Below are 24104 nucleotides of genomic sequence, written 5' to 3'. Positions count from 1 at the left end.
GTCACGCCGCCAGGCCCAGCGCCTCGCAGGCGTTGGCAGTCGTGGCCCTCGCCACCTCCTCCACCGTGATGCCGCGCAACGCCGCCAGCTCCTGCGCGAAACGCGCCACGTTGGCGGGCTCGTTCGGTACGTCCTGCGCCCACGCCGGCCGGATGTCCGGCCCGTCGGACTCCAGGACGATGCTCTCCAGCGGCAGGCTTGCCGCCAGTGCGCGTATCCGCGTCGAGCCGCTGAACGTCATGGCGCCACCGAAACCCAGCTTGAAGCCCTGGTCGATGAACGTGCGCGCCTGCTGAGGGCTGCCGTTGAAGGCGTGCGCAATGCCGCGATGCGACCCGTGCCGGCGCAGGTACTTGAGCACCCTGTCCTGGGCGCGTCGAACGTGAAGGATCACCGGCAGGTCGAAGCGCTTCGCCAGCCGCAACTGCTCGTTGAAGAACCATTCCTGCCGCGCCGGATCGGGCTCGGCCTCGTAACCATCCAGGCCGATCTCGCCAACTGCCGCCGCGTCGCCGTCCGCGAGGCGTGCTTCCAGCGTCGCGATGTCGGTTTCGCTGGCGCGACCGACATACAGGGGATGGATGCCGTAGGCATGGACGCTGCCGGGCAGGCGTCGCGCCAGATCGCGCACGGCGTCGAAATTGGCGGGCAACACTGCGGGCAACACCAGCCGCGTCACACCGGCGGCGCCGGCTCGGGCAATCACCGCCTCGCGATCGCCGTCGAACTCGGCGGCATCCAGGTGCAGATGGGTGTCGATCAGCGCCACGGCGCGCCGCCGATCAGGTCTTGCAGGCGCGTCCCGCGTCGCCTGCCAGCCACGCGGCCACGCCATCGCCAAGCCGCTGCACCGCGCGACGCATGGCCTGCGCGCCTTCCGCCGGGGCGGTGCGGGCCAGTGGCTCGCTGACATCGAGGCTGTGCATCTGGGCGTTGACCCCACGGGCGTCCAGCAAGCGCAGGTCGGCTGCGATGCGGGCACGGCTCTGGCCCTGCGCATCCACCTCGATGATGAACTCGGCCAGGCTCAGCTGCAGACGGCAACTGCCACCACCATCCACCGCCAGCAGCCGCAGCAGCGCGGGTTCCACCATTGCCGCCGGCGGCGCGGCCCAGCGGTTCTGCGCATAGACAGCACGCCGCGTGGGTTGCGCGACCTCGCGGTACTGCATGCCGGTACCGGACACCAGCGGCTGCGCCGTGACGTTGAGCGTGCGCAACGGCACCGGGCTGCGCGTCCCGCCCACGTCGAACAGGCCGCCCAGGTCATGCTGCGTCACGACGGGCGCAGGCTGCAGACTGCCGCAGCCTGCCACGGCCAGCGACAACGCCAGCAGCACGCCACGCGCGCTGGCGCGCAAGCCTGCCGTGGCGGCGGGAGAAGACAGGGAATACGTGTCAGGTGTAGTCATCGCGTAGCGCCCTCGCCAGGCCCGGGCCGCGTCGCCTCGCGACCGACCACCAGCATTTGCGGGCTGCGTTCCAGTTCTTCGATCAGGCTGTTGAGACGGGTGGAGGTCGTCTGCAGGTCCTCGACCAGGTCATTGACGCGCGGCAGCGTCTCGCTGGACAGGTTCTGCTGCAGTTCGCCGCCCAGCCGGTCGATGCGGCCACCTGCGGCCTCGACGCGGCCGAGCGCGCGGTTCCACGACTCGATGGCTTGCGGCAGTTGCTGCGACAGCTGGCGCAGGTTGGTCAGCGTGGCCTGCAGTTGTTCGGCATTCTGCGCGGAGCTGAAACGGCGCAGGTCGGCGATCAGCGCCGGGGTCTGTGCCAGCGTGCGCTCGACGTGGGCGGAACTGCGCGCGAGGTTGTCCAGGCTACGCGTGATGCGGTCCACGTTCTCAGGACTCAGCACCTGGTTGAGGCGGTCGGTCGTGGTCTGCAGCTTGGCGACGATGTCCTGCCCGCTCTGGGTCAGCTGGTCGACCATGTTCGACTGCAGGGCGATGCGCGGCGGTTGCCCCGCAGGGCGTTCGAGCGGCTGCGGGTCGCTGCCGTCGTCATCCAGCTGGATGTGCCCCATCCCGGAGATGCCCTGGAAGCCGACCTTGGCGCGCGTCGCGCGGGTGATCGGCGTGTCGTCCATCACTTCGACATGGATCAGCACGTGGCCGGCACGCGCACGGTCCAGTTCGATCTTCGACACCTTGCCGACGCGGATGCCACGGAAGCGCACCACGGCCTGGCGGTTGATGCCGCTCACGCTGCGCGGCGATTCGATGATGTATTCCGTGGTGTTGCCACCCCCGGACGTCATCCACCACAGGGCCGCCGCAAGGCCGATGCCGAGCAGCAGGGTGATGGTGCCGACGATGAGCGCGTAGGCGCGGTTTTCCATTCTCAGACCTCCCGCTCGCCCGCTGCGCGGACGCGGAAGAAGTTTTTTACGAAGGGGTGATCGAAGCGATACACCTCCTCCAGTGTCCCCGCGACGAGTATACGGTGTTCAGCCATGACGGCGACCCGGCTGGCCAGCGCGGACAAGGTCTCCAGGTCGTGCGTCACGAACACCATCGTCAATCCCAGTTGGGCATGCAGGGAGCGGATGAGTTTCACGAAACTCGCGCTGCGGTCCGGGTCCAGCCCCGCAGTGGGTTCGTCCAGCAACAGCAGCTCGGGTTCCAGCGCCAGCGCGCGGGCCAGCGCCACGCGCTTGACCATGCCGCCGGAAAGCTGCGCGGGCATCAGGCGGGCATGACGCGGCTCCAGCTCCACCTGGGCGAGACGACTCATGACGAGGCTGCGGATTTCATCCTCGTGCAGGCCACCGAACTCACGCAACGGAAAGGCCACGTTGTCGTACACGGTGAGCGCGGAGAACAGCGCGCCATGCTGGAACAGCACGCCGAAACGTTGCCGCCGCGCCTGCCGCGCCGCGCGGTTGCCCGCACGCAGCGGCTCGCCGAACAGGCTCACGCTGCCGCGTGCCGGCCGCGTTAGGCCGATGATGTGGCGCAGCAGCGTGGTTTTGCCGGCACCGGAACCGCCGACCAGCGCCAGCAACTCGCCCTGCCTCACGGTGAGGTTCACGTCGCGGTGCACCCAGTCGTGGCCCAGTCGCGTCCACACGCCCGACAACTCGACGATGTCCGTCGCGGCACTCATCGTCCGGGCATTCCCATGCCGCGCGTGGCCACCGCGAACAGCGCGTTGAGGAGGATCACGGCGGAGATGGCCACCACCACGGACTTGGTGGTGTTGGCGGACAGGCTCTCCGTATTGGGCTGGACCCGCAGGCCGTAGTGACAGGACACCAGCGCGATGGCCGCGCCGAACAGCGAGCCCTTGACGAGACCGATGTAGAGGTTCTCCACCGGCACCACGCGCTGCAGCGTCTCGGCGAAGAAGCCCATGTCGATGTCGAGCTGCAACTGCGCGACGAGAGCCCCACCGAGCAGCGCCGCCACCGAGGTCCACAGCACCAGCAGCGGCATGGCGATCACCATCGCCACCAGCTTGGGAAGTATCAGCCGCTGGTGGCGCGACACGCCCATCGCGGACAGCGCGTCGATTTCCTCCGTGACGCGCATGACACCGATCTGTGCGGTGAACGCCGATCCGGAACGCCCGGCCACCAGCACCGACACCAGCACTGGACCGATCTCGCGGATGATGCCGATGCCCAGCAGGTTGACGATGAACACGTCGGCGCCGAAGTTGCGCAACTGGAACGCCATCAGGTAGGCCAGCACCAGGCCGATGAGGAAGCCCAGCATCGCGGCGATCGGCAAGGCGGTGATGCCGGCCTTGTAGAGCGTGGCGGACACCTCGCGCAGAGGCGTACGCGCCGGGTTCTGCAGCAGCCGTGCGGCCTCGATGACGACCTGCCCCACCATCGCCACGAAATGCTGGATGGCATACCCGCCGCGCAGGATCTTGTCACCCAGCCTCGCGACCGGTGCCAGCAGGTCCAGCTGCCGGACCGGCGGCGGCACATCGGCTTCAGCGCGGATGCGGTCGAAGGCCGTCTGCAAGCCCGCTGCGAGGACCAGTTCGGCGGGCTCCCGCAGGCCCCAGGCCTTCCACAGCAGCAGCGCGCCGAAACTGTCAAGACGTCCCACGTCGGAGAGATCCCAGGCCGCGTCGGGATTGGCCGAGCGCAGCTGGCTGCGGATCCATTTGAGGCGCGGGCACAGCGACTGCAGTGTCCAGTCGCCACGCAGCACCCACCTGTCGGCATGGCGCTCGATGCCAGGCGTCTTGCGATGTGTGCTACCGGTTGTGGCCGGATCCGTCTGCATGCGATGGACGATGGCTTCAGCCGGCGGCGGCGACGGCGCGCTCGGCCTTCACGCGGAAGCCTTTGCCCAGCCGGGCCCAGTGCTGTTGCTCTTCCTGCAGGGCCGCGTGGGTCAGCGGCGATTCCTGCAACCAGTGCTGCGGCGCCGCCAGCATGAAGCCCTGGCCGTCACGCTGCAGGCGCAGGGGCGGAGGTGCTGCATGGCTGCGCGCACGATGCACGATGCAGGCGAGGCGCAGGCACAGGATCAGCAGCCAGTCGGTGCTTTCCGGGTCCAGGCTCTGCACCCGCTCCAGCTTGCCGCGGTGAGCCAGCGCCAGGCGCGCGAGCCGCCCCTGGTCCATGCGCGAGAAACCCGGCATGTCGGCGTTGCCCAGGATGTAGGCGGTGTGCTTGTGGTAGCTCGAATGCGCCACCGACAGGCCGATCTCGTGCAGCTGTGCGGCCCAGTCCAGGAAGCGGCGGTCGTTGGCGAACTCTTCCTCACAGCCTGCACACTGCTGGGCGAACAGCGCCAGCGCCAGCGCCGACACGCTGTCGGCCTGGGCGACATCCACCTGGTAGCGCCGGCGGAATGCCTGCACCGTGGCGTCGCGCAGGTCGTGGCGGTGATAGCGGCCCAGCAGGTCGTAGAGCACGCCCAGGCGGAGCGCCCCGTCCGAGAACACCATGTGTTCCAGGTCGAATTCCTTGAAAAGCGCGTAAAGGATGGAGAAGCCACCGGCGAACACCGGCAGGCGGTCACCCTTGATGCCGGGCAGGTCCAGCTTGTCCACGTGCCCGGCGCGCAGCATGTGGCTGCGCAGCTTCTCCAGGCCTTCACGGGTGATGCCACCCGACGACCAGCCGCTCTGCTCCAGCACATCGGCAATCGACTTGGCGCTACCGGAGGAGCCGACAGCCTGGTCCCAGCCGGTTTCCCGGTACGGGTTGGCAATCGCCTGCAGTTCGTTGCGCGCGGCGAGCTCGGCTTCCTTCAGCCCCTGCTTCTCGATGTAGCCGCCCGGGAAGTAGCGCAGGCTGTAGCCCACGCACCCCATGTACAGCGACTCCAGCTGGATCGGCTCGAAATTGCGGCCGATGATGAACTCCGTGGAACCGCCACCGATATCCACCACGAGTTGCTGCAAGGTCGGGTCGGGCAAAGTATGGGCGACGCCGACGTAGATGAGGCGGGCCTCTTCACGGCCGGCGATGACTTCGATCGGGAAGCCCAGCGCCTCCTCCGCTTCCAGCAGGAATTGCGGCGCGTTCTTGGCAACCCGCAGGGTATTGGTCGCCACGGCGCGCACGGCGTCCGGCGGCAGGTTGCGGATGCGTTCGTTGAAACGGCGCAGCGCTTCCAGGGCGCGCTCGCGGGCGGCGGCGTCCAGCTGCTTGTCGCTTCCCAGGCCGGCGGCCAGTCGTACCGACTCCTTCAGGCCGTCCAGGGGATAGATCTGGTCACCAACGATCCGCCCGACGAGAAGGCGGAAACTGTTGGAACCAAGATCGACCGCGCAGACGAGTTTCTGGAACATCAGGAGACACCGGGGGTTAGTAGTAATGCCAGTAATGCCACTGCAACGGGCGAGCCGGCCGAGTTTATCACTCGCTCCCGACGGCGAAATGCAAGCGACACACGGAACAGGCAGGATTTAACCGCCCTGTCGTCTGTCATGAAGTTGTCACTAAAATGTCACAGTATCCAGGGCACCTCCAGGCTGCAAGGCGCAGCCTCTCCGCACACTCATCGAGACACGGCCATGGCGCACGCAGAGACTCTCCCGACGGCTTCTTCCGACACCCTGATCAATCGCGAGCTGTCCCTGCTGGCCTTCCAGCGCCGCGTGCTGGCCCAGGCGGCCGATGAGCGCGTGCCGCTGCTGGAGCGGCTGAAGTTCCTTTGCATCGTGTCGAGCAACCTCGACGAGTTCTTCGAGATCCGCGTGGCGGGCGTCAAGGAGCAGCTGAAGTCCAGCCCGCTGGCGAGCGCGGCGCAGGCGTTGTACCAGCGCATCACCCGCGAGGTGCACAGCATCGTCGCCGACCAGTACAGCCTGCTGAACGACCAGATACTGCCCGCGCTGGCCGAGGAAGGCATCGCCTTCCTGCGTCGCCCGCTGTGGACCGATGCGCAACGCGAATGGATCCGCGAGTACTTCTTCCGCGACGTCATGCCGGTGCTGACGCCGGTGGGGCTGGACCCGGCCCACCCGTTCCCCCGCGTGCTCAACAAGAGCCTGAACTTCGCCGTGGAACTGGAAGGCCGCGACGCCTTCGGCCGCAACTGCGACAGCGCCATCGTGCAGGCACCGCGCGCCCTGCCCCGCGTCGTACGCCTGCCCAAGGAGCTGACCGGCATCGACCACGGCTTCGTGTTCTTTTCCTCCATCCTGCACGCCCACGTCGGCGACCTGTTCCCGGGTATGAACGTGCTGGGCTGCTACCAGTTCCGCGTCACCCGCAACAGCGACCTGTTCGTCGACGAGGAAGAAGTGAAGGACCTGCGCGTCAGCCTGCAGGGCGGGTTGCAGCAGCGCAACTTCGGCGACTCGGTGCGCCTGGAGGTGGCCGACAACTGCTCGATCGCCATGAGCGACTTCCTGCTCAAGCAGTTCGGCCTGGAGCGCGAAGAACTCTACCGGGTGCCCGGCATCGTGAACCTGGTGCGCCTGATGCAGGTGCCGGACTGGGTGGACCGCCCCGACCTGAAGTACCGCCCCCACCAGCCGGCGCTGCCGCGTGGTTTCGGCAAGCGCGCCGACCTGTTCGCCGCCATCCGCAAGCAGGACATCCTGCTGCACCACCCTTTCCAGAGCTTCCAGCCGGTCATCGACCTGCTGCGCGCCGCCGCCGATGACCCCATGGTGCTGGCCATCCGCATGACGGTGTATCGCACCGGTACCGACTCGGTGCTGATGGAGCAACTGCTGCGCGCCGCGCGCAAGGGCAAGGAAGTGAACGTGGTGGTCGAGCTGATGGCGCGCTTCGACGAGGAAGCCAACATCAACTGGGCCGCACGCCTGGAGGAAGCCGGCGCGCACGTGGTGTATGGCGTGTTCGGCTACAAGACCCACGCCAAGATGCTGCTGATCGTGCGCCGCGAGGACGACGGCCGTGGCAACAGCCTGCTGCGCCGCTACCTGCACCTGGGCACCGGCAACTACCACCCGCGCACCACCCGCTTCTACACCGACTTCGGCCTGATGACCTGCAACGAGGAAATCGGTGCCGACGTCCATGAAGTGTTCAAGCAGCTCACCGGCCTGGGCCACGCGGAAAGCCTGACCCATCTTCTGCAGGCGCCGTTCAGCCTGCAACCGGGCATCGTGGCGCTGATCCACGCCGAGGCGGAGATCGCGCGCGCGGGTCGCAAGGCGCACATCATCGCCAAGATGAATGCCCTGCTGGAGCCGCAGACCATCCAGGCGCTGTACGAGGCCTCGCAGGCCGGCGTGGAGATCGATCTCGTCGTGCGCGGCCCCTGCGCGCTGCGTCCCGGCGTCGCCGGGCTGTCGGAGAACATCCGCGTACGTTCAGTGGTCGGCCGCTTCCTCGAACACACCCGCATCTTCTGGTTCCATGCCGACGGCGAGGAGAAGCTGTACCTGTCCAGCGCCGACTGGATGGAGCGCAACTTCTTCCGCCGCATCGAGGTGGCCTTCCCGGTCCTGGACGCACGCCTGAAGCGCCGCGTCATGAAGGAAGGCCTCAAGCCCTACCTCATGGACAACAGCCAGAGCTGGGAGATGGATGGCGACGGCAACTACCGTCGTCGCGTCACCCGCGGCGCACCGCGCGCGGCGCAGGAAATCCTGCTGCAGGACCTGTCCGGCGGCACCGAAGCCTGACGGTCGGAGGTTGGGGGTAGGCCGCCGCCGCGGGCCTCAGCCCTGCGGCTCGGGCGCCTTGACCGGCAGGTTCAGGTAGAAGGCCGTCCCCGCCCCCGCCCAGCTGTCCACGGTGACCGAGCCCCCCAGCAGCTGGGTCACCGTGTTGTGCACGATGTGCAGGCCGAGGCCGGTGCCACCGCGCCCTTTGCGGCTGGTGACGAAGGGATCGAAGATGCGGCCGAGCATGTCCGGCGCGATGCCGCTGCCATCGTCACGCAAGGTCAGCGTGATGCTGCCGGTGCCAGGAGCGCCATCGGCGCTGGCGATGATCCAGATCTCGCCCCGGTCACGTCCGTCGAAACCGTGCAGCACGGCGTTGTTCACCAGGTTGGTCAGCACCTGGCCCAGCGGGCCGGGATAGCTGTCCATGCGAAGACCGGCCGGCACCTCGTTGTGCACGACGTAGGGCGTGCGCTTCAACATCGGCAGCATGGTCATCAGCACTTCGTCGACCATGTCGCGCAGGTCAAAGCCGCGACGTTGCGAACTGGCCTGGTCCACCGCCACCTGCTTGAAACTGGTCACCAGCTCTGCCGCCCGGTTGAGGTTGCGCGCGGCGATCGTCGCCGCCATGTCCACGTTGGCGACGAAGGTATCCAGTGCCGAGCGCTTGAGACCTGCCGCGACCTCGAGGCGGAACTGCCGCAACTGGTCGGACAGGGTGGTCACCGCCATCAGCCCGTTGCCCAGCGGGGTGTTGAGCTCGTGCGCCACGCCGGCGACCAGTTCCCCCAGTGAAGCCAGCTTCTCGGTCCGCACGAGGTCGTCCTGCGCCATGCGCAGGTCGGTCAGGGCCTGGCTCAGGCTGTCGTTGGCCTGGGCCAGTGCATCCGTCCGCTGGGCGACCCGCGATTCGAGCTGGGTGTTCAGCTCCAGCAGTGCATGCTCCATGCCGCGTCGCTCGGTGACGTCCTCCATCACCACGATCAGTACCGCGCGGCCATCCAGCTGCATCGCTCGCGCGCTCAGCGCACACAACAGTACGCGGCCGGTGCGTGCCGACACCATGACCTCGCCCTGCTGCGCACCCTCCGCCAGCGCCTCCGCCAGCAGGCCGCGCGCGCTCTGGCCGTCGATCAGCGTGATCTCGGCAAAGCTGCGTCCGACGACTTCGCTGCGCTCGAATCCGAACTGGCGCGCCCACGCGTCATTGAGTTCCAGCACCGCCGGATCGGCATTGCCATCGAGTACCAGCATGGCCACCGGCGAGGCGTTGAAGATGGCGAGGAACTTGCGCTCGCGCTCGCTCAGCACGGCCGCCATGCGCTCCAGGTCGGCAGCCAGTTCGTTGAACTCCTGCACCCGGCCCCGCGGCCATTCGCCCTGCACCCTGCCATCGCCGAGCTGGCGCGCCCGCGCGGTGAGGCTGCCCAGGGCCTGGGTGAGTCCCCGCGACCACAGAGGCGCCAGCAAGGCACCGATGACGATGACGCCGGCAAACATGGCGAGCAGCTCCACCACGGCCGAACGGATCTGCGGATTGTCGAGGCCCGCCGGTGCCTTCACCGCCACGTACCAGCCCAGCTGGCCGGACTGCGCGAATTCCAGGTAGTAGTCGCGGCCGCGATAGGCAAAGGCTTTGCCGGCCACCGCGCCCTGCAGGGCTTCGCGCACCGCGGCCATGTCGCCGAGGCTGGCCGAGCCGCTGACGTGCTCGCCGCCGGTGTCGGCGAGCATCTCGCCACGACTGTCCAGCAACCACATAGGCGTGCCGCTGCCACCACGCGCCAGCCGCATCGTCAGCAGCAGGTAGTCCTGGTCGATCTCGGCGATCAGGACCGAACCGTCGGCCATCGGCACGCCAACGCCGATCGCCACCTTGCCGGAAATGACAGACAGGTACTTGTCGCTCCACACCGCAAGGCCACGACTGCGTGCATCGCGGAACAGGGGATTGCTGGAGAGGTCGGCGCCGACCAGTTCCTCGCTGCGGCGATGGCGCAGCGGACCCTCGCTGGCCGCGCGGGTGATGCCGCTCTCGTCGACCAGGTACAGCGCATCGATGATCTGGCCGGTGTCGACCAGTTCGTCCATCCGGGTGGTGAGCCGTGTCGCAGGCAGGTCGGGTGCCAGCTCGCCGAAGACCTCCACCCGCGCTTCGATGCCGCCGAGCAGGACTTCCACCCGCTCCGCCATTTCGCTCGCTTCCCTGCCCAGGCTTTCACGCGTGTCTCGCGCGATCTGCGCCACGCGCACCGCGAGGATGGCGCTGCCGACGATACTCAGCGTCACCAGCGAGGTGGCGACGAGCAGGAAGATCAGCCAGCTTGAGAGGGTTCGCTCATGACGCCAGGCACGCATCAGTCGATCAGCACGAAACGACCGTCGCGGATGACGCTGAAATACACCTTGCGGCGGGTGTCGCCATTGCTGTCGAACGCGATCTGCTGCTGCAGGCCCTGGTACGGACCGTAGGTCAGCACCGCTTCCTTGAGCGACTGCTTGCCCTGGCGACGCTCCAGCGCCACCAGGGCCACGCTGGTGGCGTCATAGGAGGCGACCGCGGCGTAGCCGGGCTCGCGCTTGAAGCGGGTCTCGAAAGCCGTCGCGAAATTGCGGAAGGCAGGCGACGGATCATCGCGGTTGTGGGCCTGCACCATGGCCATGCCATCGACCGCACGCCCGCCCATCTCGATGAGCTGTTCGGTCGACGCCCATTCGGAGGTGAGCAAGGGCAGCTCGGAGCCGCGCTGCCGCAGCTGCTGGGCCAACCGGGCGGTATCCACCGTGGTGGTCACCATCAGCACGCAATCCGGCCTGGCGGCGAGCAGCTCACCTGCCGCCACGGCATGGCTGTCGTCGTTGTTCGGATCGAAAGGCAGCGTGAGCACCACCTCGCCGCCGGCGACATCCATGGCCTTCTTGAATTCCTCTGCCCAGCTCAGCGAGAACAGCTTGTTGGGCACGTCGTACACCAGCGCGACGCGACGCAGACCCCGCTTGACGCGGATGTACTCGGCATAGTCGCGCGCATTGTCGCGGGTGTTGCGATTGATGCGCACCAGGTAGTCGTCCTTGCCGAACAGCGACATCGACGAAGCAGTGGGCGAGATGCCGAGCACGTGGCTGGCATCCAGTTCAGGAACCATCGCGGCCGTGGTCGCCGAGGTCTGCGAGCCGATGATGGCATCCACCCCGGCAGCCGCGAGTTCGCGCACCGCCTGCGCGGCGCGGTCCGGCTGGCCGGCGTCGTCGCGCACCAGCACTTCGATGCGACGGCCCTTGATGCCGCCGCCCGCATTCTTCTGCTCCACCGCCAGCAGCACGCCGTTGCGTGCGGATTCGCCGAGGTCGGCCCCGCGCCCGGTCAGGCCACCGACGAAGCCGACGCGTACCGGCTCATCGGGCGCGCAGCCGGCAAGCAACAGGACCAGGGAGAGGAACAGCGGCCGGGCTGGGGGCAACACGCGCATGGCGTCCTTCAGGAGACGGGCGGTGAGTTTGTCTGAGTCTAGGGCAAGGTCCGGGCGGCTTCGAGGACACGTCATGGCGCGCCACACATCGCCACACAGGCGCACGGCACCACCCGCGCAACCCGGCAGGATTCTCTCAAGGGAACTCAGAGGGTGTGCGTGGGACGGTTGGCGCCGAGTGCGCCACCGAGGACTTGTTCGATCTTGATCTTGGCGGCCTGGCCGCCCTCATCGGCCGCGAACTGCACGCCGACGCCCTGGGTCTTGCCGTTCTGCGCATTCGCCGGGGTGATCCACACGACCTTGCCCTTGACCGCCAGCTTGGCCGGATCGTCCATCAGTTGCAGCAGCATGAACACCTCGTCGCCCGGGCTGTAGGCCTTGGGCGTCGGAATGAACAGGCCACCGTTCTTGATGAAGGGCATGTAGGCCGCATGCAGTGCGGAACGCGAATTGATGTTCAGCGACAGCACACTGGGGCGGGCGGCGGTACGGGCAGCATCCATTTCGTCAGGTCTCGTGCGGGCCATCGCCGGTATGGCGCGGGTTCTTCGTCGCTGTACTTCGTCGCGGGGACGTCCTACTTCACTGTCATGGCGCGGGTCGTGCGCAACAACATGTCCTCCAGGAACAGGCGGGCATTCAGCGGGTGTTGCGACACCCGGCGGTAACCTGCCAGTTCATTGTAACAACTGCTCCAGACATCGAATCGGCCCTTCGTCAGCGCGGCCAGTTCGCTGGCAGCATCGACGAAGAAGCGCGGCGCCACACCTTGCGCAGCGCGACTGGCGTCGTAGGCCCAGCGCTGCAGCCAGGACACCAGCACGGTCAGCGTGAGGCCGGCCTCCAGCGCGGCCTTGCTCTTCAGCCACGCCTCCCACTCGCCGGCCAGCTTCAGCGGATCGCCCCTGCCCAGGCCCTGCATGTCGCGCATGAAACGCTTGCGCGCTTCCGCCAGCGGCCCGCCGGCAATCGCCGCGGCAGCCAGCGGCAGCCCGCTGCTGAAACCCAGCAGGGCTTCGGCATCGTCGACACGCTGAGCCGCCAGCCACTGCTGCGCCACGGCCTTGTCGGGTCGCGGGAAGCTCCAGCCCTGGCAACGGCTGCGGATGGTCGGCAGCAAGCGGCGCGGGCTGTGGCTCACCAGCAGGAATACGGCATCGCCGGGCGGTTCTTCAAGACTTTTCAGCAGGGCGTTGGCGGTCGGCACGTTCATGGCCTCGGCCGGGTCGATCAGCACCACCCGTCGCCCCCCCTGGTGACCACCGACTTCCAGCAGCGACTGCATGCTGCGCACCTGATCGATGACGATCTGGTCGGACGCCTTCTTGCCGTCCTTCGCACTGCTTTCACCGCCCTCCCCGTCCTCGCCCTCCTCCTGTTCGGCCAGGGCGGCGCTGGCGGGCACCATGCGGTGCATGTCGGGGTGATTGGCCGCGGCGAACCACTTGCAGGCCGGGCAGGCGCCGCAGGCAAAACCGTCACTTGAAGGCGATGCGCATAACAGGCGGCGGGCGAGCTGCTCGGCGAACTGCCGCTTTCCGCTGCCGGCTGGCCCCTCCAGCAACAGTGCGTGCGGCAGGCGCTGCAGGTCGCGCGTGACCTGCAGCCACAGGGGCAGCAACCAGGGTGGCAGCAAGCCGCTCACGTCGCTCATGCCGCCAGGTCCAGCAGGCGGCCGACACCGGCCAGCACTTCGGCCGTCACCGTCCCGATCGGGCGCGAGGCATCCACCACCAGGATGCGCCCGGCGCTGCCGGCCGCGCGTTGCAGGTATGCAGCACGCACGCGTTCGAAGAAATCCCGCTGCTCGCGCTCGAAGCGATCGGTCTCGGCACGGCCATTGGCCAGGCGCTCGGCCGCGAGTGCCGGCGGCACGTCGAACAGCAGGGTCAGGTCCGGTTGCAGATGCGGATGCACCCATTGCTCGAGCGCGCGGAACTTGTCGTCGCCCAGGCCACGCCCACCGACCTGGTAGGCGTAGGTGGCATCGGTGAAGCGGTCGCACACCACCCAGTCGCCCCGCGCCAACGCGGGTTCGATGACCAGCGCGAGATGCTCGCGGCGCGCGGCGAACATCAGCAGCGCCTCCGTCTCCAGGTGCATCGGGTCGGCCAGCACGATGCTGCGCAGCTTCTCCGCCAGCGGCGTGCCGCCCGGCTCCCGGCTCTGCACCACGGTCAGGCCACGTGCGCGCAACAGGTCGACGGTGGCGGCAATCTGGCTGCTCTTGCCAGCGCCGTCGATGCCTTCGAAGGTGATGAATCGTCCCCGCACACTCACCGTGCGCCCCCTTTCTGGTAGCGCGCCACGGCGCGGTTGTGGTCGTCGAGATTGCGCGAGAACACGCTGGCGCCATTGCCGCGCGCCACGAAATACAGGTAGTCGGTGCGGGGCGGCCGCAAGGTCGCGCGCAAGGCTGCACGCCCGACCATCGCCAGCGGCGACGGCGGCAGGCCGCGCCGGGTGTAGGTGTTGTAGGGCGTATCTGCCTGCAGGTCGCGGCGCCGCAGGTTGCCGTCGAAGTCCGTGCCCATGCCGTAGATGACCGTCGGGTCACTCTGCAGGGGCATGCCGATGCGCAGGCGATTGTGGAATACCGACGCGATGTTGCCGCGGTCGGCATCCAGCCCGGTTTCCTTCTCCACCACCGAGGCGAGGATCAGCGCGTCCTCGGCGTTCGCCAGGCCGATGGCCGGATCGCGCGCCGCCCACTCCTCCGCCAGCACCTGCTGCATGCGGTCGGCGGCACGCTTCAACAGCTCCACGTCGGAACTGCCCCGCGCGAAGAAATAGGTGTCCGGGAAGAAGCGCCCTTCGAGTGCGCCATCGATGCCCAGCATCTGCGCCACCTCGGTGTCCGAGCGTCCCAGCGTGTCATGGCGCAGGTCGGGCATGGCATCCAGCGCCGCGCGCAGGCGACGCCAGTGCCACCCTTCGATGACCGCCAGCTGCGCGTAGTTGTTGCTGCCTTCCGACAACAGTTCGATGAGCTGCCAGGGCGTGATGCCTGTTTCGACGCGGTACTCGCCGGCCTGGATGCGATGGGCGTGTCCCGTCACGCGCGCCATCCAGCTCAGCACGAAAGGCGATACGCCCACCCCCTGGCGCGCCACCGCATGAGCCACCTCGCGCATGCTGCGGCCGTGCTCCACGCTGAAGTCGACTTTCGGCTGCGCCAGCGTCACTGGCTGGCTGGCGTACCACACCGCGGCGCCGACCAGCGCAAGCGTGACGAGCACGCCGAATGCAATCAAGCGCGAAATCTTGCGCAGCAGGGAACGCAGCATGGGGACAAGAATGCAGGCTACAGAATGGAAAGAAACACAGGGAACCGGTCAGCCCTCCGGCCTGCCGAAGCGTTATCGGACAGGCCCGGCAAGCAGCACTGAGCGGCCCCTATAATAGTGCAAAGGCCCGGCGCGCTGCCGCGCCCGGCACCGCACACCACCTTGCGCATCACCTCTGGAGTCCTCTTCAATGCAGTCACCCTGGCTTGTGCACCTTGATGAAACAGGTGCCCGTTTCCTCGAAGGCGGTAGCGGAGCCGTGCAGTTCGGCGACCCTCGCGAGGAGGTGCGTGCCGCCGAGCGTGGCACGGTCGTGGTGCCGCTGACCCATCTCGGCCTGCTGCGCGCAGAAGGCGAGGACGCCAGCCCCTTCCTGCACAACCTGATGTCCAACGACATCAAGAAACTGGACCTCCATCGCGCCCAGTGGAACAGCTTCAACAGCCCCAAGGGCCGCATGCTGGCGAGTTTCCTGGTGTGGCGCGATGCCAACGGCTTCCGCCTGCTGCTGTCGGCCGACCTGTTGTCAGCCATCCACAAGAAACTGGGCATGTACGTGCTGCGCTCCAAGGTGCGCGTCACTGACGGAACCCCGGAACTGGCGCTCATCGGCTTGTCAGGTGCCGCGGCCGCCACCGCGCTGGACAGTGCGGGCATTCCCCTGCCGCCGCCGGAAGGCATGAGCGTGTCGCACGGCAGCATCACGGTGGTCCGCATCGACGCCAGCCGCTTGGTGCTGGCCGCACCGCTGTCGCAATGCGCGGAGCTTTGGCGCAAGCTGGTTGCCGCCGGTGCGCAACCGGCCGGTACCGACGCCTGGCGCTGGCTGGACATCCGCGCCGGCGTGCCGGTCATCACGGCCGCCACGCAGGACGAATTCGTCGCGCAGATGATCAACTTCGAGTTGATCGGCGGCGTGAACTTCCAGAAGGGTTGCTACCCCGGTCAGGAGATCGTGGCCCGCACCCAGTATCTCGGCAAGTTGAAGAAGCGCATGTACTTCGCGCACATCGACACCGACACCGCGCCAGCCGCCGGTGCGGATCTGTACGCCCCCGAGTTCGGCGAGCAGTCCAGCGGCAAGCTGGTCAGCGTCGCGCCCGCTCCACAAGGGGGCTATGACGTGCTGGCGGTAACCCAGATCGCCAGCCGGGAATCCGGCAACGTGCATCTGGGCAGCCTGTCCGGCCCGGTGCTGCAGTTCGGCGAACTTCCCTACACCGTGGGCTGATCGCGGGTTGCGGCGTGGCGGAACACCTGTACGTCTACTACCGCGTCGCGCCTGCTGACGAAGCCGCCGCGCTGATCGCGGTGGCCCGGATGTTTGCCGAGATCGCCGAGGCCTCCGGCTCGATCGGCACGCTGCAACGTCGCTGCGATGACCCGGGAACCTGGATGGAGTGCTACAGCCCCGCGCCGCCCGGACTTGCGGAGGTCGTGGCGCGCACCGCAGCCCGCCATCTGGGCAAGGGGCTGACAGGCGAACGTCATGTCGAGCACTTCACCGACTGCCCTCTGCCGCCCTGACGGGCCAATCACCTGACTGATTGAACGCGGGCGGGCAATATTGCACAGCAGCAGCCACCCGCCACAAGGGACAATGGCGCCGACAAGACCGGCGCCGGCTTCCACTGGGAGGCTGCCAGCCGACGAGCGCAACTCAAGCCACGGCTTCATTGGCCGATGATTGCGCCACAACCCACACAAAAGATAAAAAGCCCATGAACGCTTTGAAGGGCGCCGTCACGGCGCTGCTGAGCTGTGCCTGCCTGGGTGCGACCGCCCAGGCAGCCCATCCCTGGATCGCCATGCCCCCCAAGCTGGCGCCGGAGGCCTACTTCAGCAACCTGAAGGACGGCCAGGAAATCGAGGCGCCCTACGTGGTGAGGTTCGGCCTCACCGGAATCGGGATTGCCGCGATCACCAAACCGGTGAAGCGCACCGGCCACCACCACCTGCTGGTCAACAACGACCTGCCGATGGATTTCACCAAGCCCCTGCCCTTCAGCGACAAGTACATCCACTTCGGCAAGGGACAGATGGAGCAGGTGTTCAACATGCCACCGGGCGACTACACCTTGCGCCTGGTGTTTGCCGATCATCGCCACATCCCGAATTTCGTCTACAGCCCGCCCGTCAAGATCAAGGTGACGGCGCAGAACAAGGCGGTCGACCCCAAGACGCTGGTCAAGACCGGCGCGGAAATCCTGCAGCCGGCCGCCGGCAGCACGGTGCGCCCGCCCTTCCGCATCGCCTTCCATGGCGCGGGGCTGAACATCTCGCACGTGGATATCACCGACCCCGGCGCGGGCCATTTCCGACTGCAGCTGGAGCGCGGCGGCAAGGCTGAAACCTTCGACTTCACCAGTGGCGACACCGAGGTCTGGCTCACGCCTCCTTCAGGCCCGATGACCGCCAAAGTGGAATACGTCGACAACGCCAGCGGCAAGGTGGTGCACACCTCCTCCACCGTCGGCTTCAACGTCGGCAATCGCTGAGTTCGCGTCGCGACAACAAACGACAAGGGGCGCCGCGGCGCCCCTTGTCGTTTCCGGCAGCGGCTGCGCGCCTACAGGTCAGCCTCGACGAGGTTGCCCTTGGCTTCCATCCAGGCACGTCGACCGGACGCCTCGCCCTTGCCCATCAGCAGGTCGAACAGACGGGTCGCCTCTTCCACGGCGTCCAGCGTCACCGGCAGGACACGGCGGGTCGCCGGGTCCATCGCGGTCTCCTTCAACTGCGCCGGCAGCATCTCGCCCAGACCCTTGAAGCGGCCGACTTCCAGCTGCTCCTCGCGGTAGCCTTCCTTCAGCAGGCGGTCACGGATGGCGATCAGCTCCCCGTCGTCCAGCGCATAGAAGCGACGTGCCGGACGCTTCTTGCCTTGCGCCGGCACATCCACGCGGAACAGCGGCGGCAGCGCCACCCACACGTGGCCGCTGTCGACCAGCTTCGGGAAGTGACGCAGGAACAGTGTCAGCAGCAGGGTCTGGATGTGCGAGCCGTCGACATCCGCGTCGGCCATGATGATGATCTTGCCGTAGCGCAGGTTCGCCAGCACGGCGTCCATCGCCTCGGGCGCATGCGGGTCGACCCCCAGCGCCACCGAGATGTCGTGGATCTCGGCATTGGCGAACAGGCGGTTGGCGTCGATCTCCCAGGAGTTCTGCACCTTGCCGCGCAGCGGCAGGATGGCTTGGGTTTCGCGGTCGCGCGCCAGCTTGGCGGAGCCGCCGGCGGAGTCGCCTTCGACGAGATACAACTCGTTGTCGGCGATGTTCTCGCTCTCGCAATCCGACAGCTTGCCGGGCAGCACGGCCACGCCGCTGCTCTTGCGCTTCTCGACCTTCTGCGCGTCCTTCAGGCGCGATTGCGCCTGCTTGATGGCGATGTCGGCGATCGCCTTGCCGAACTCCACGTTCTGGTTGAGCCAGGCCTCGAAGGGGTGCAGCAGCATCGACGACACCAGCTTCACCGCCTCCCGTGAGTTCAGCTTCTCCTTCACCTGCCCCTGGAATTGCGGGTCGAGGATGCGCGCCGACAGCACGAAGCTCATCCTGCCGCACACGTCTTCCTGCTGCAGCTTGACGCCCTTGGGCAGCAGGCTGTGGTGCTCGATGAAGTTCTTCACCGCCTCGAACACACCGCCGCGCAGGCCGGACTCATGCGTACCGCCCGCCACGGTGGGAATCAGGTTCACATAGCTTTCGCTCACCTGCAGGCCGTCGAACCAGCCGAAGGCCCAGGCCGCGCCTTCGCCCGGCGCATAGTCGGACTCCTCGTCCGCGTAGGCCTCGGCGGTGTAGATCGGCACCAGTGCCTGCACGCCCTCGGCGGCCTCGCGCAGGTAACCGGACAGGCCGTCCTGGTATCGCCATTCCTGGCGCGCGAAGCTGCCATCGGCCTGCTGCACGTCCAGCATGACCTTCACGCCCGGCAACAGCACGGCCTTGGAACGCAGCAGACGCTCCAGCTCGGCCATCGGCACCTTGGGCGAATCGAAATACCTGCCGTCCGGCCAGACGCGGACACGGGTACCGGTGGCCTTGCCGGCAGAGCCCGCTTCGATCAGCTCGCCGATCTCGCGGCCACCATCGGCGAAATGGATCTGGTGGATCTTGCCCTCGCGGCGCACCTCCACCTCGACGCGGGTCGACAGCGCCGTCGTCACCGCCACGCCGACGCCGTGCAGGCCGCCGGAGAAGGCGTAGGCCGAGTTGCCGCTTTTCTTGTCGAACTTGCCGCCAGCGTGCAGCACCGTGTAGGCCAGCACCACGACCGGGATCTTCTCCACCGGATGCGGGCCGACCGGGATGCCGCGACCGTCGTCGGTCACCGAAACCGAGCCGTCGCGGAACACCGCCACGTGGATGTTCTTGGCAAAGCCGGCGAGTGCTTCGTCGGCCGCGTTGTCGATGACCTCCTGCACCATGTGGCAGGGCGAGTCGGTACGGGTGTACATGCCGGGGCGCTCGCGCACCGGCTCCAGGCCCTTGAGGACCCGGAAGGAAGATTCGTCGTAGTTCTTTTGCGCCATGAAGTCGGCAGATGAGGTGTTGCGGATGAGGCGCGATTGTCCCACAGCCGCCTCTCCCCGGCGCAAGCGAAAAGCCCCGCGCGTGGCGGGGCTTTGGCGTTAGGGCACGGCGGAGGCTCAGTAGCCGCTCACCACTCCCAGCGATGCCGGCAGGCGGCCAGCAAGCTGCGCCGGGGTACAGGCGCCAGCCGAGCAGAACTCGTTGGTCCAGATGATCCAGTCGATGCTGGACTGGTAAGGATTGGTCACACCGGCCGTGGTGGAACTGTCGCCGAACTGGATGTAGTTGTCGCCGTTGGTGCTGGCCAGTCGCAACGCGCCGGTGTAGTTCATGGTGCTGACCGCCACCCCGTTCGCGTACACCGTGATCGTGCCCGTCGTCAGCGAGATCTGGGTCAGGTTGATCTGATAGACGTTGTCCGCGCCGCTATCCACGCTCGCGTCGTCCAGGTGGGTGCTGGACACGTTGTTGTAGTTCTCCAGTCGCAGCCTGGCCGTACTGCTGGACCCCTGCTGGATGATCAGCTTGTAGCGCCCGCCCTTGCTGGCGGCCTCGCTGATCGTGCCTTCGATCTCCAGGCCGCGCGTGGTCGCGTTGCCCTGGACCTTCGCCAGCAGCGTCAGGTACTTGGGGTAAGTGCCGCCTGAGTCCGCGACATTGTTGATGCGGTAAGTGCGCGTGCTGGCCGCGTCAGACGAGAACGCCATCACCCCGCTGTTGACGACCGCGTTGCTCGACCCCGCGCCGCCGGTTGCAAGCGTGAAGCCGGCCGTTCCGCCAGCGGCCAGTGCGACGGCTGCTGCGTCGTCAGGGAGCACCGCGCCGCCGTAGACATTCCAGGCCATCGCCGCGCCACCAGACGAGGAACTGGAGGACGTTCCGGCGCCCGAGGAGGAGGAACTACCCGCGCCGCTGGAACTGCTTGAGCTGCTGGAGCTACTGGAACTGCTGGCCCCGCCGCCCGGTGAAGCAGGCGCGGAGCCGGAATCGGAACCGCCGCACGCAGACAGCAACAGGGCGGGTAACATCAAACCCATGGAAAACAATTTCTTAAAATCAGTGATTCTGGTGGACATTCGGAAACCCCATTCATTTTATATGTTTAATAACAACAAACTAAAAAACCAGACAATAGAGTAATCGTTTATCTTTTTCCATGAAAGCAGGGCGACCCCCAACTGACAGCCATCACATGTCGAACCCACACGTGGAATGCGTGGCTGCGTCACGTACTCAAACAGTGATCCGCGAGTCTCAAGTTTCCGCGGTGTCAGTTCGTTGATTGCCAGATGAACCGCAAACCCGCGCCTCCGCGCCTTATCGAGGTCGATACCCCCCTGCCCTGGGATCTCTACGACACCCGCGGCAACCTGTTGCTCTGCGAGGGCTACAAGCTCAAGCGGGAATCCGAACGCGACGTGCTGCTGGCACGCACCCCGCAGGTCGACGGTCACCTGCTGCCGGACGATGCGCCTACCCCGCCCCCGCCCGCCACGGGCGCCGCGCCGCGCCGCGCTGAAACCCGCAGCGATCCGTTCCGACTGTGGCGAAGCATCGTCAGCGAACTGGAAGACCTGCTGCGCCACGTGCTGCAGCGCGAGGACTTCACGCGTGACGCACTCAACATCGCGCGCCTGGTGCAGACGCTGACCACGCACAACGCCGACACGGCGCTGGCAGCCATCGTCCTCGCGGACCAGCGCCGCTATCCCATCGTGCACAGCCTGCACGTCGCGATCCTGTGTGAACTCGTCGCCTCCCGCCTGGGCTGGGACGAGGCGCGCCGTGACAGCCTGGGCTGTGCGGCAATCACCATGAACCTTGCGATGCTGACCCTGCAGGCGCAGTTGTGCGTACAGCGCACGGCACCCACGCCGCAACAACGCCAAGCCATCGACCGCCACCCGCAACTCGGCGAGGAAGTGCTGAAGCGCGCCGGCGTCACCGACGAAAACTGGCTACGGGCGGTGCTGGAACATCACGAGAAGCCGGGCGGCGGCGGCTACCCCTACGGCATCGGCTCCCCCAGCGAGGAAGCCCAGCTGATCCAGACTGCCGACGTCTTCTCCGCCAAGCTGAGCCCGCGCGCCGCGCGGGCACCGATGGCCCCGCAGGAGGCGGCACGCTCGCTGTACCTCGGCACCCAGAATGCCGAGAGCAATCCCTACGTGGCCGTGATGATCAAGGAGATCGGCATTTTCCCGCCCGGCACCTTCGTGCAACTCGCCAATGGCGAGACGGCCATGGTGCTGCGCCGCGGCTCGACGGCCAACACGCCATACGTGATGAGCCTGCTGTCGGCCAGCGGCGTGCCCTTCGACCGGCCGGTCCGCCGCGATACCGGCATCAAGGCCTACGAAGTGGCCAGCGTGATGCCCCGCGACAAACTGCAGATGCGTTTCAACATCGAGACCATGTGGCAGGTGGGTTAGAACGTCCCCGCACAAAGGACAAGGGCCACGCGCAATGCGTGGCCCTTTCATGTTCACGGCAACCGGATTCGTCGCGGAGGGTCTCAGCCCGCTGACGGCGCGGACTGGTCGGATTGCTCCGGAGTGGTGTCCGGCGGCGGCGCGGGCGGGTGCGACAGCCAGACCATCACGTCCTTGCTGAGCGCATCGAGGCAGTTTTCCAGCATCGGGCAGGTTCCCGACACGGCGCCCAGCAGCGAGCGCGAAGAGCGCGTGATGCTGCGGATGCCGATCAGCCTGCCCTTCTCGAGCAAATCCGCCCGGATGGTGACCGACTTGGTGCCGGACCATCCGCCTCCGCCCACGCCGTACACGTTGACGATGCTCACCCGCAACACCTTGCCGTCCACGGAGGAAAAACCGACGGCATCAGACAGCTCGGTGCTGCCGGGATAGCTGGTCCGGATCCGCTCGCCGAACACGCGGCTGGCATAGCCTTCCAGGTCGCAACTGGTGCGCGCAGCGCCCACGACGTGAGCGTCCGGCGCGTACCTGACCGGCGTCATCAACTTGAAGACTTCGCCCGCATGCGCCGGCAGGCACAGCAAGGCCAGCAGGCCGGACGCGGCCCATCGTCGCGTCACGAGGTGGCTTCTTCCGGGGGCAACCACAGGCATTTGCCCTTGGTCGCCTTGAGGATTTCCTGCAGTACCTGCTGATGGGCGGCCGCTTCTTCCGCGCTGGCGCGCAGCACGCGCAAGGGCTTGCGCTCGCCGAGCGCCTGCAACTGCAGCGCACTGCCGGCCGCCGAATCGTCCAGCCCGATGGTGAGGCTCTCCTGACCGCGCGTCATGGCGAGGTACACCTCGGCCAGCAGCTGGGCATCCAGCAAGGCGCCGTGCAGCTTGCGGTGTGCGTTGCTCACGCCGTAGCGGTCGCACAAGGCGTCTAGCGAAGCCTTCTTGCCGGGGAACATCTGCTTGGCCACCTTCACGGTGTCCATCACCTGCGGGCAGAGTTCCGACAGCGACACCCGGTCGATGCGGCCCTGCTCCATGTTCAGGAAGCCCATGTCGAAGCCGGCGTTGTGGATGATCAGCTCGGCACCTTCCACGAAAGCTTCGAACTCGGCCGCCTGGGCGCGGTACAGCGGCTTGTCGGCGAGAAACTCGTCGGACAGGCCGTGGATGCGCGCCGAATCCCCGACCTCGCGCTCCGGGTTCAGGTAGATGTGATACGTGCGTCCGGTCAGGCGACGGTTGATCATCTCCACGCAGCCGATCTCGACCACGCGGTCGCCACCACGGGGGTCCAGCCCCGTGGTTTCGGTGTCGAGGAATATCTGCCTGTCGCTCATGCCCGATCCATGCTGCCGATGCCGCGCATGCGGCCCATGCCACCCATGACGCTCGACTGCCGCTTCAGGCCTTGTCGCCGGCGGAAAGCGCGACAGCCGCCTTGTAGATGCCGACGAACTCCTCGGCATTCAGCGCGGCGGAGCCGATCAGGCCGCCATCCACGTCCGGCATGGAGAACAGGGTCTTGGCGTTGGCCGCCTTCAGGCCGCCGCCGTACAGGATGGGCAGGTCCGCCGCGAAGGCGGCGTCGCGCTGCGCAATGCGCTGGCGCAGGAAGGCATGCTCGGTCTGCACGATTTCCGGCGTCGCCGCGATGCCGGTACCGATGGCCCAGCGCGGTTCGTAGGCGATGATGATCTTGTCGTGCGCGGTGCGGATGTAGCCGAAGGCCGCGTCCAGTTGCCGTGCCAGCACTTCCTGGGTGCGGCCGGCGTCGCGCTCTTCGGCGGTCTCGCCCACGCAGATGATGGGCACCAGGCCGGCGTCGATGGCGGCCAGCGACTTGCGGCCCATCAGGCCATCGTTCTCGTGCTGGTGATAGCGACGCTCGGAGTGGCCGATGATGACGTACTTGCAGCCCAGCTCCTTGAGCATCAGCGGCGAAGTCTCGCCGGTGTAGGCGCCCTGCAGGTGATCCGACGCGTTCTGCGCGCCCAGCGCGATGCCCGTCTCGTTGAGCAGCTCATCGAGCTGGAACACATAAGGGAAGGCCGGGCACACCACCATGCCGACGCTCTCCGCAGGCTCCGGCAGGCGGGCGCGGATACCTTCGATCAGCGCGCGATTGCTGGCCAGGTTGCCATGCATCTTCCAGTTGCCGACGATCCATTTCTTTCTCATAGAGGGGGTCCTTGCTGAACTTGAATGGAGGATTGAGTGGAGACTAGTGGCGCGAGGCCGATTGGCCGGGAGCGTACTACAGACCCCCGGGCTTGCAGGGTTTGCGCTGTCCTGCTAGGCAGCAGGCCCACCGGGG

22 protein-coding genes are annotated in these 24104 nt (G+C 67.0%); 5 read left to right on the top strand and 17 right to left on the bottom strand.

The window, feature by feature from the left end; genetic code table 11:
• Nucleotide 1 precedes the first annotated feature (1 nt).
• The 6 genes from VVD47_RS01055 to ppx are packed head-to-tail and all read right to left on the bottom strand — an operon-like array spanning nucleotide 2 to nucleotide 5763.
• Nucleotides 2–769 (bottom strand): TatD family hydrolase, encoded by a 768-nt coding sequence (locus VVD47_RS01055; protein ID WP_327601546.1) that lies wholly within the window; start codon nucleotides 767–769, stop codon nucleotides 2–4.
• Nucleotides 770–782: 13 nt separating this feature from the next.
• Complete coding sequence (locus VVD47_RS01050; RefSeq protein WP_327601545.1) at nucleotides 783–1412, bottom strand: ABC-type transport auxiliary lipoprotein family protein; 630 nt, start codon at nucleotides 1410–1412, stop codon at nucleotides 783–785.
• Nucleotides 1409–2341 carry an MlaD family protein gene (locus VVD47_RS01045; protein WP_327601544.1) on the bottom strand — a complete coding sequence of 311 codons (933 nt, stop codon included), beginning with the start codon at nucleotides 2339–2341 and terminating at the stop codon, nucleotides 1409–1411. The genes VVD47_RS01050 and VVD47_RS01045 overlap by 4 nt, the downstream gene beginning before the upstream one ends.
• 2 nt (nucleotides 2342–2343) lie before the next feature.
• On the bottom strand, nucleotides 2344–3108 hold the full coding sequence (locus VVD47_RS01040; RefSeq protein WP_327601543.1) for an ABC transporter ATP-binding protein: 765 nt from the start codon (nucleotides 3106–3108) through the stop codon (nucleotides 2344–2346).
• On the bottom strand, nucleotides 3105–4244 hold the full coding sequence (locus VVD47_RS01035) for an MlaE family ABC transporter permease (protein ID WP_327601542.1): 1140 nt from the start codon (nucleotides 4242–4244) through the stop codon (nucleotides 3105–3107). Before VVD47_RS01035 ends, VVD47_RS01040 begins: the two co-directional genes overlap by 4 nt.
• Nucleotides 4245–4260: 16 nt before the next feature.
• Nucleotides 4261–5763 (bottom strand): exopolyphosphatase, encoded by a 1503-nt coding sequence (gene ppx / locus VVD47_RS01030; RefSeq protein ID WP_327601541.1) that lies wholly within the window; start codon nucleotides 5761–5763, stop codon nucleotides 4261–4263.
• Between the two features lie 225 nt (nucleotides 5764–5988).
• Here ppx and ppk1 point away from each other — a divergent pair, with 225 nt between their 5' ends.
• A complete protein-coding gene (gene ppk1, locus VVD47_RS01025; protein ID WP_327601540.1) occupies nucleotides 5989–8076 on the top strand; it encodes a polyphosphate kinase 1 in 2088 nt (695 codons plus the stop codon).
• A 36-nt stretch (nucleotides 8077–8112) separates the two neighbouring features.
• On the opposite strand, the gene VVD47_RS01020 is transcribed toward ppk1, so the two are convergent.
• The 6 genes from VVD47_RS01020 to mltG form a co-directional block, all read right to left on the bottom strand.
• The gene (locus VVD47_RS01020) at nucleotides 8113–10419 is read right to left on the bottom strand and encodes an ATP-binding protein (protein ID WP_327601539.1); all 2307 of its coding nucleotides are present in this window, start codon (nucleotides 10417–10419) and stop codon (nucleotides 8113–8115) included.
• Nucleotides 10419–11525: an ABC transporter substrate-binding protein gene (locus VVD47_RS01015; RefSeq protein WP_327601538.1), complete on the bottom strand. Its 1107-nt coding sequence runs from the start codon at nucleotides 11523–11525 to the stop codon at nucleotides 10419–10421. Before VVD47_RS01015 ends, VVD47_RS01020 begins: the two co-directional genes overlap by 1 nt.
• Nucleotides 11526–11677: 152 nt before the next feature.
• The gene (locus VVD47_RS01010) at nucleotides 11678–12037 is read right to left on the bottom strand and encodes a PilZ domain-containing protein (protein ID WP_327601537.1); all 360 of its coding nucleotides are present in this window, start codon (nucleotides 12035–12037) and stop codon (nucleotides 11678–11680) included.
• A 74-nt stretch (nucleotides 12038–12111) separates the two neighbouring features.
• Nucleotides 12112–13188, bottom strand: a complete 1077-nt coding sequence (gene holB, locus VVD47_RS01005) for a DNA polymerase III subunit delta' (protein WP_327601536.1) — start codon at nucleotides 13186–13188, stop codon at nucleotides 12112–12114.
• Nucleotides 13185–13814: a dTMP kinase gene (gene tmk, locus VVD47_RS01000; RefSeq protein ID WP_327601535.1), complete on the bottom strand. Its 630-nt coding sequence runs from the start codon at nucleotides 13812–13814 to the stop codon at nucleotides 13185–13187. Before tmk ends, holB begins: the two co-directional genes overlap by 4 nt.
• Nucleotides 13811–14821, bottom strand: coding sequence for an endolytic transglycosylase MltG (gene mltG, locus VVD47_RS00995; protein WP_327601534.1), 1011 nt, complete (start codon nucleotides 14819–14821; stop codon nucleotides 13811–13813). Before mltG ends, tmk begins: the two co-directional genes overlap by 4 nt.
• 190 nt (nucleotides 14822–15011) lie before the next feature.
• Between mltG and ygfZ the strand changes: the two genes are divergently transcribed.
• The 3 genes from ygfZ to VVD47_RS00980 all read left to right on the top strand — a co-directional run bounded on the left by ygfZ (nucleotide 15012) and on the right by VVD47_RS00980 (nucleotide 17319).
• The gene (ygfZ, locus tag VVD47_RS00990) at nucleotides 15012–16052 is read left to right on the top strand and encodes a CAF17-like 4Fe-4S cluster assembly/insertion protein YgfZ (RefSeq protein ID WP_327601533.1); all 1041 of its coding nucleotides are present in this window, start codon (nucleotides 15012–15014) and stop codon (nucleotides 16050–16052) included.
• Nucleotides 16053–16066: 14 nt separating this feature from the next.
• A complete protein-coding gene (locus VVD47_RS00985) occupies nucleotides 16067–16348 on the top strand; it encodes a DUF4936 family protein (RefSeq protein ID WP_327601532.1) in 282 nt (93 codons plus the stop codon).
• A 194-nt stretch (nucleotides 16349–16542) separates the two neighbouring features.
• A complete protein-coding gene (locus tag VVD47_RS00980; protein ID WP_327601531.1) occupies nucleotides 16543–17319 on the top strand; it encodes a DUF4399 domain-containing protein in 777 nt (258 codons plus the stop codon).
• Nucleotides 17320–17390: 71 nt separating this feature from the next.
• On the opposite strand, the gene VVD47_RS00975 is transcribed toward VVD47_RS00980, so the two are convergent.
• Both VVD47_RS00975 and VVD47_RS00970 read right to left on the bottom strand, forming a co-directional pair.
• Nucleotides 17391–19358 (bottom strand): DNA topoisomerase IV subunit B, encoded by a 1968-nt coding sequence (locus VVD47_RS00975; RefSeq protein ID WP_327603163.1) that lies wholly within the window; start codon nucleotides 19356–19358, stop codon nucleotides 17391–17393.
• 117 nt (nucleotides 19359–19475) lie between these two features.
• On the bottom strand, nucleotides 19476–20204 hold the full coding sequence (locus VVD47_RS00970; protein ID WP_327601530.1) for a hypothetical protein: 729 nt from the start codon (nucleotides 20202–20204) through the stop codon (nucleotides 19476–19478).
• Nucleotides 20205–20648: 444 nt separating this feature from the next.
• Here VVD47_RS00970 and VVD47_RS00965 point away from each other — a divergent pair, with 444 nt between their 5' ends.
• On the top strand, nucleotides 20649–21791 hold the full coding sequence (locus VVD47_RS00965; protein WP_327601529.1) for an HD-GYP domain-containing protein: 1143 nt from the start codon (nucleotides 20649–20651) through the stop codon (nucleotides 21789–21791).
• Between the two features lie 83 nt (nucleotides 21792–21874).
• Here VVD47_RS00965 and VVD47_RS00960 read toward each other — a convergent pair whose 3' ends face one another.
• From VVD47_RS00960 to tpiA, 3 genes are all read right to left on the bottom strand, one after another.
• Nucleotides 21875–22414, bottom strand: coding sequence for a hypothetical protein (locus VVD47_RS00960; RefSeq protein WP_327601528.1), 540 nt, complete (start codon nucleotides 22412–22414; stop codon nucleotides 21875–21877).
• A complete protein-coding gene (gene dnaQ / locus VVD47_RS00955; protein WP_327601527.1) occupies nucleotides 22411–23127 on the bottom strand; it encodes a DNA polymerase III subunit epsilon in 717 nt (238 codons plus the stop codon). The genes VVD47_RS00960 and dnaQ overlap by 4 nt, the downstream gene beginning before the upstream one ends.
• A 64-nt stretch (nucleotides 23128–23191) precedes the next feature.
• Nucleotides 23192–23968: a triose-phosphate isomerase gene (tpiA, locus tag VVD47_RS00950; RefSeq protein ID WP_327601526.1), complete on the bottom strand. Its 777-nt coding sequence runs from the start codon at nucleotides 23966–23968 to the stop codon at nucleotides 23192–23194.
• Nucleotides 23969–24104: the final 136 nt, after the last annotated feature.

The sequence above is a fragment of the Uliginosibacterium sp. H1 genome, assembly GCF_036017065.1.
Lineage (GTDB): Bacteria > Pseudomonadota > Gammaproteobacteria > Burkholderiales > Rhodocyclaceae > Uliginosibacterium.
Note: the sequence above shows the minus strand (reverse complement) of the source record. Positions and strands in the feature narration are given on the sequence as shown.

Coding starts and splice junctions, on each gene's coding strand:
- VVD47_RS01050 (WP_327601545.1), bottom strand. CDS start 1,412: ATGACTACACCTGACACGTATTCCCTGTCTTCTCCCGCCGCCACGGCA.
- VVD47_RS00970 (WP_327601530.1), bottom strand. CDS start 20,204: ATGGCCTGGAATGTCTACGGCGGCGCGGTGCTCCCTGACGACGCAGCA.
- VVD47_RS01010 (WP_327601537.1), bottom strand. CDS start 12,037: ATGGATGCTGCCCGTACCGCCGCCCGCCCCAGTGTGCTGTCGCTGAAC.
- holB (WP_327601536.1), bottom strand. CDS start 13,188: ATGAGCGACGTGAGCGGCTTGCTGCCACCCTGGTTGCTGCCCCTGTGG.
- ppk1 (WP_327601540.1), top strand. CDS start 5,989: ATGGCGCACGCAGAGACTCTCCCGACGGCTTCTTCCGACACCCTGATC.
- VVD47_RS00965 (WP_327601529.1), top strand. CDS start 20,649: ATGAACCGCAAACCCGCGCCTCCGCGCCTTATCGAGGTCGATACCCCC.
- VVD47_RS01045 (WP_327601544.1), bottom strand. CDS start 2,341: ATGGAAAACCGCGCCTACGCGCTCATCGTCGGCACCATCACCCTGCTG.
- VVD47_RS01035 (WP_327601542.1), bottom strand. CDS start 4,244: ATGCAGACGGATCCGGCCACAACCGGTAGCACACATCGCAAGACGCCT.
- VVD47_RS00975 (WP_327603163.1), bottom strand. CDS start 19,358: ATGGCGCAAAAGAACTACGACGAATCTTCCTTCCGGGTCCTCAAGGGC.
- ppx (WP_327601541.1), bottom strand. CDS start 5,763: ATGTTCCAGAAACTCGTCTGCGCGGTCGATCTTGGTTCCAACAGTTTC.
- VVD47_RS01040 (WP_327601543.1), bottom strand. CDS start 3,108: ATGAGTGCCGCGACGGACATCGTCGAGTTGTCGGGCGTGTGGACGCGA.
- mltG (WP_327601534.1), bottom strand. CDS start 14,821: ATGCTGCGTTCCCTGCTGCGCAAGATTTCGCGCTTGATTGCATTCGGC.
- ygfZ (WP_327601533.1), top strand. CDS start 15,012: ATGCAGTCACCCTGGCTTGTGCACCTTGATGAAACAGGTGCCCGTTTC.
- dnaQ (WP_327601527.1), bottom strand. CDS start 23,127: ATGAGCGACAGGCAGATATTCCTCGACACCGAAACCACGGGGCTGGAC.
- tpiA (WP_327601526.1), bottom strand. CDS start 23,968: ATGAGAAAGAAATGGATCGTCGGCAACTGGAAGATGCATGGCAACCTG.
- VVD47_RS01020 (WP_327601539.1), bottom strand. CDS start 10,419: ATGCGTGCCTGGCGTCATGAGCGAACCCTCTCAAGCTGGCTGATCTTC.
- VVD47_RS00980 (WP_327601531.1), top strand. CDS start 16,543: ATGAACGCTTTGAAGGGCGCCGTCACGGCGCTGCTGAGCTGTGCCTGC.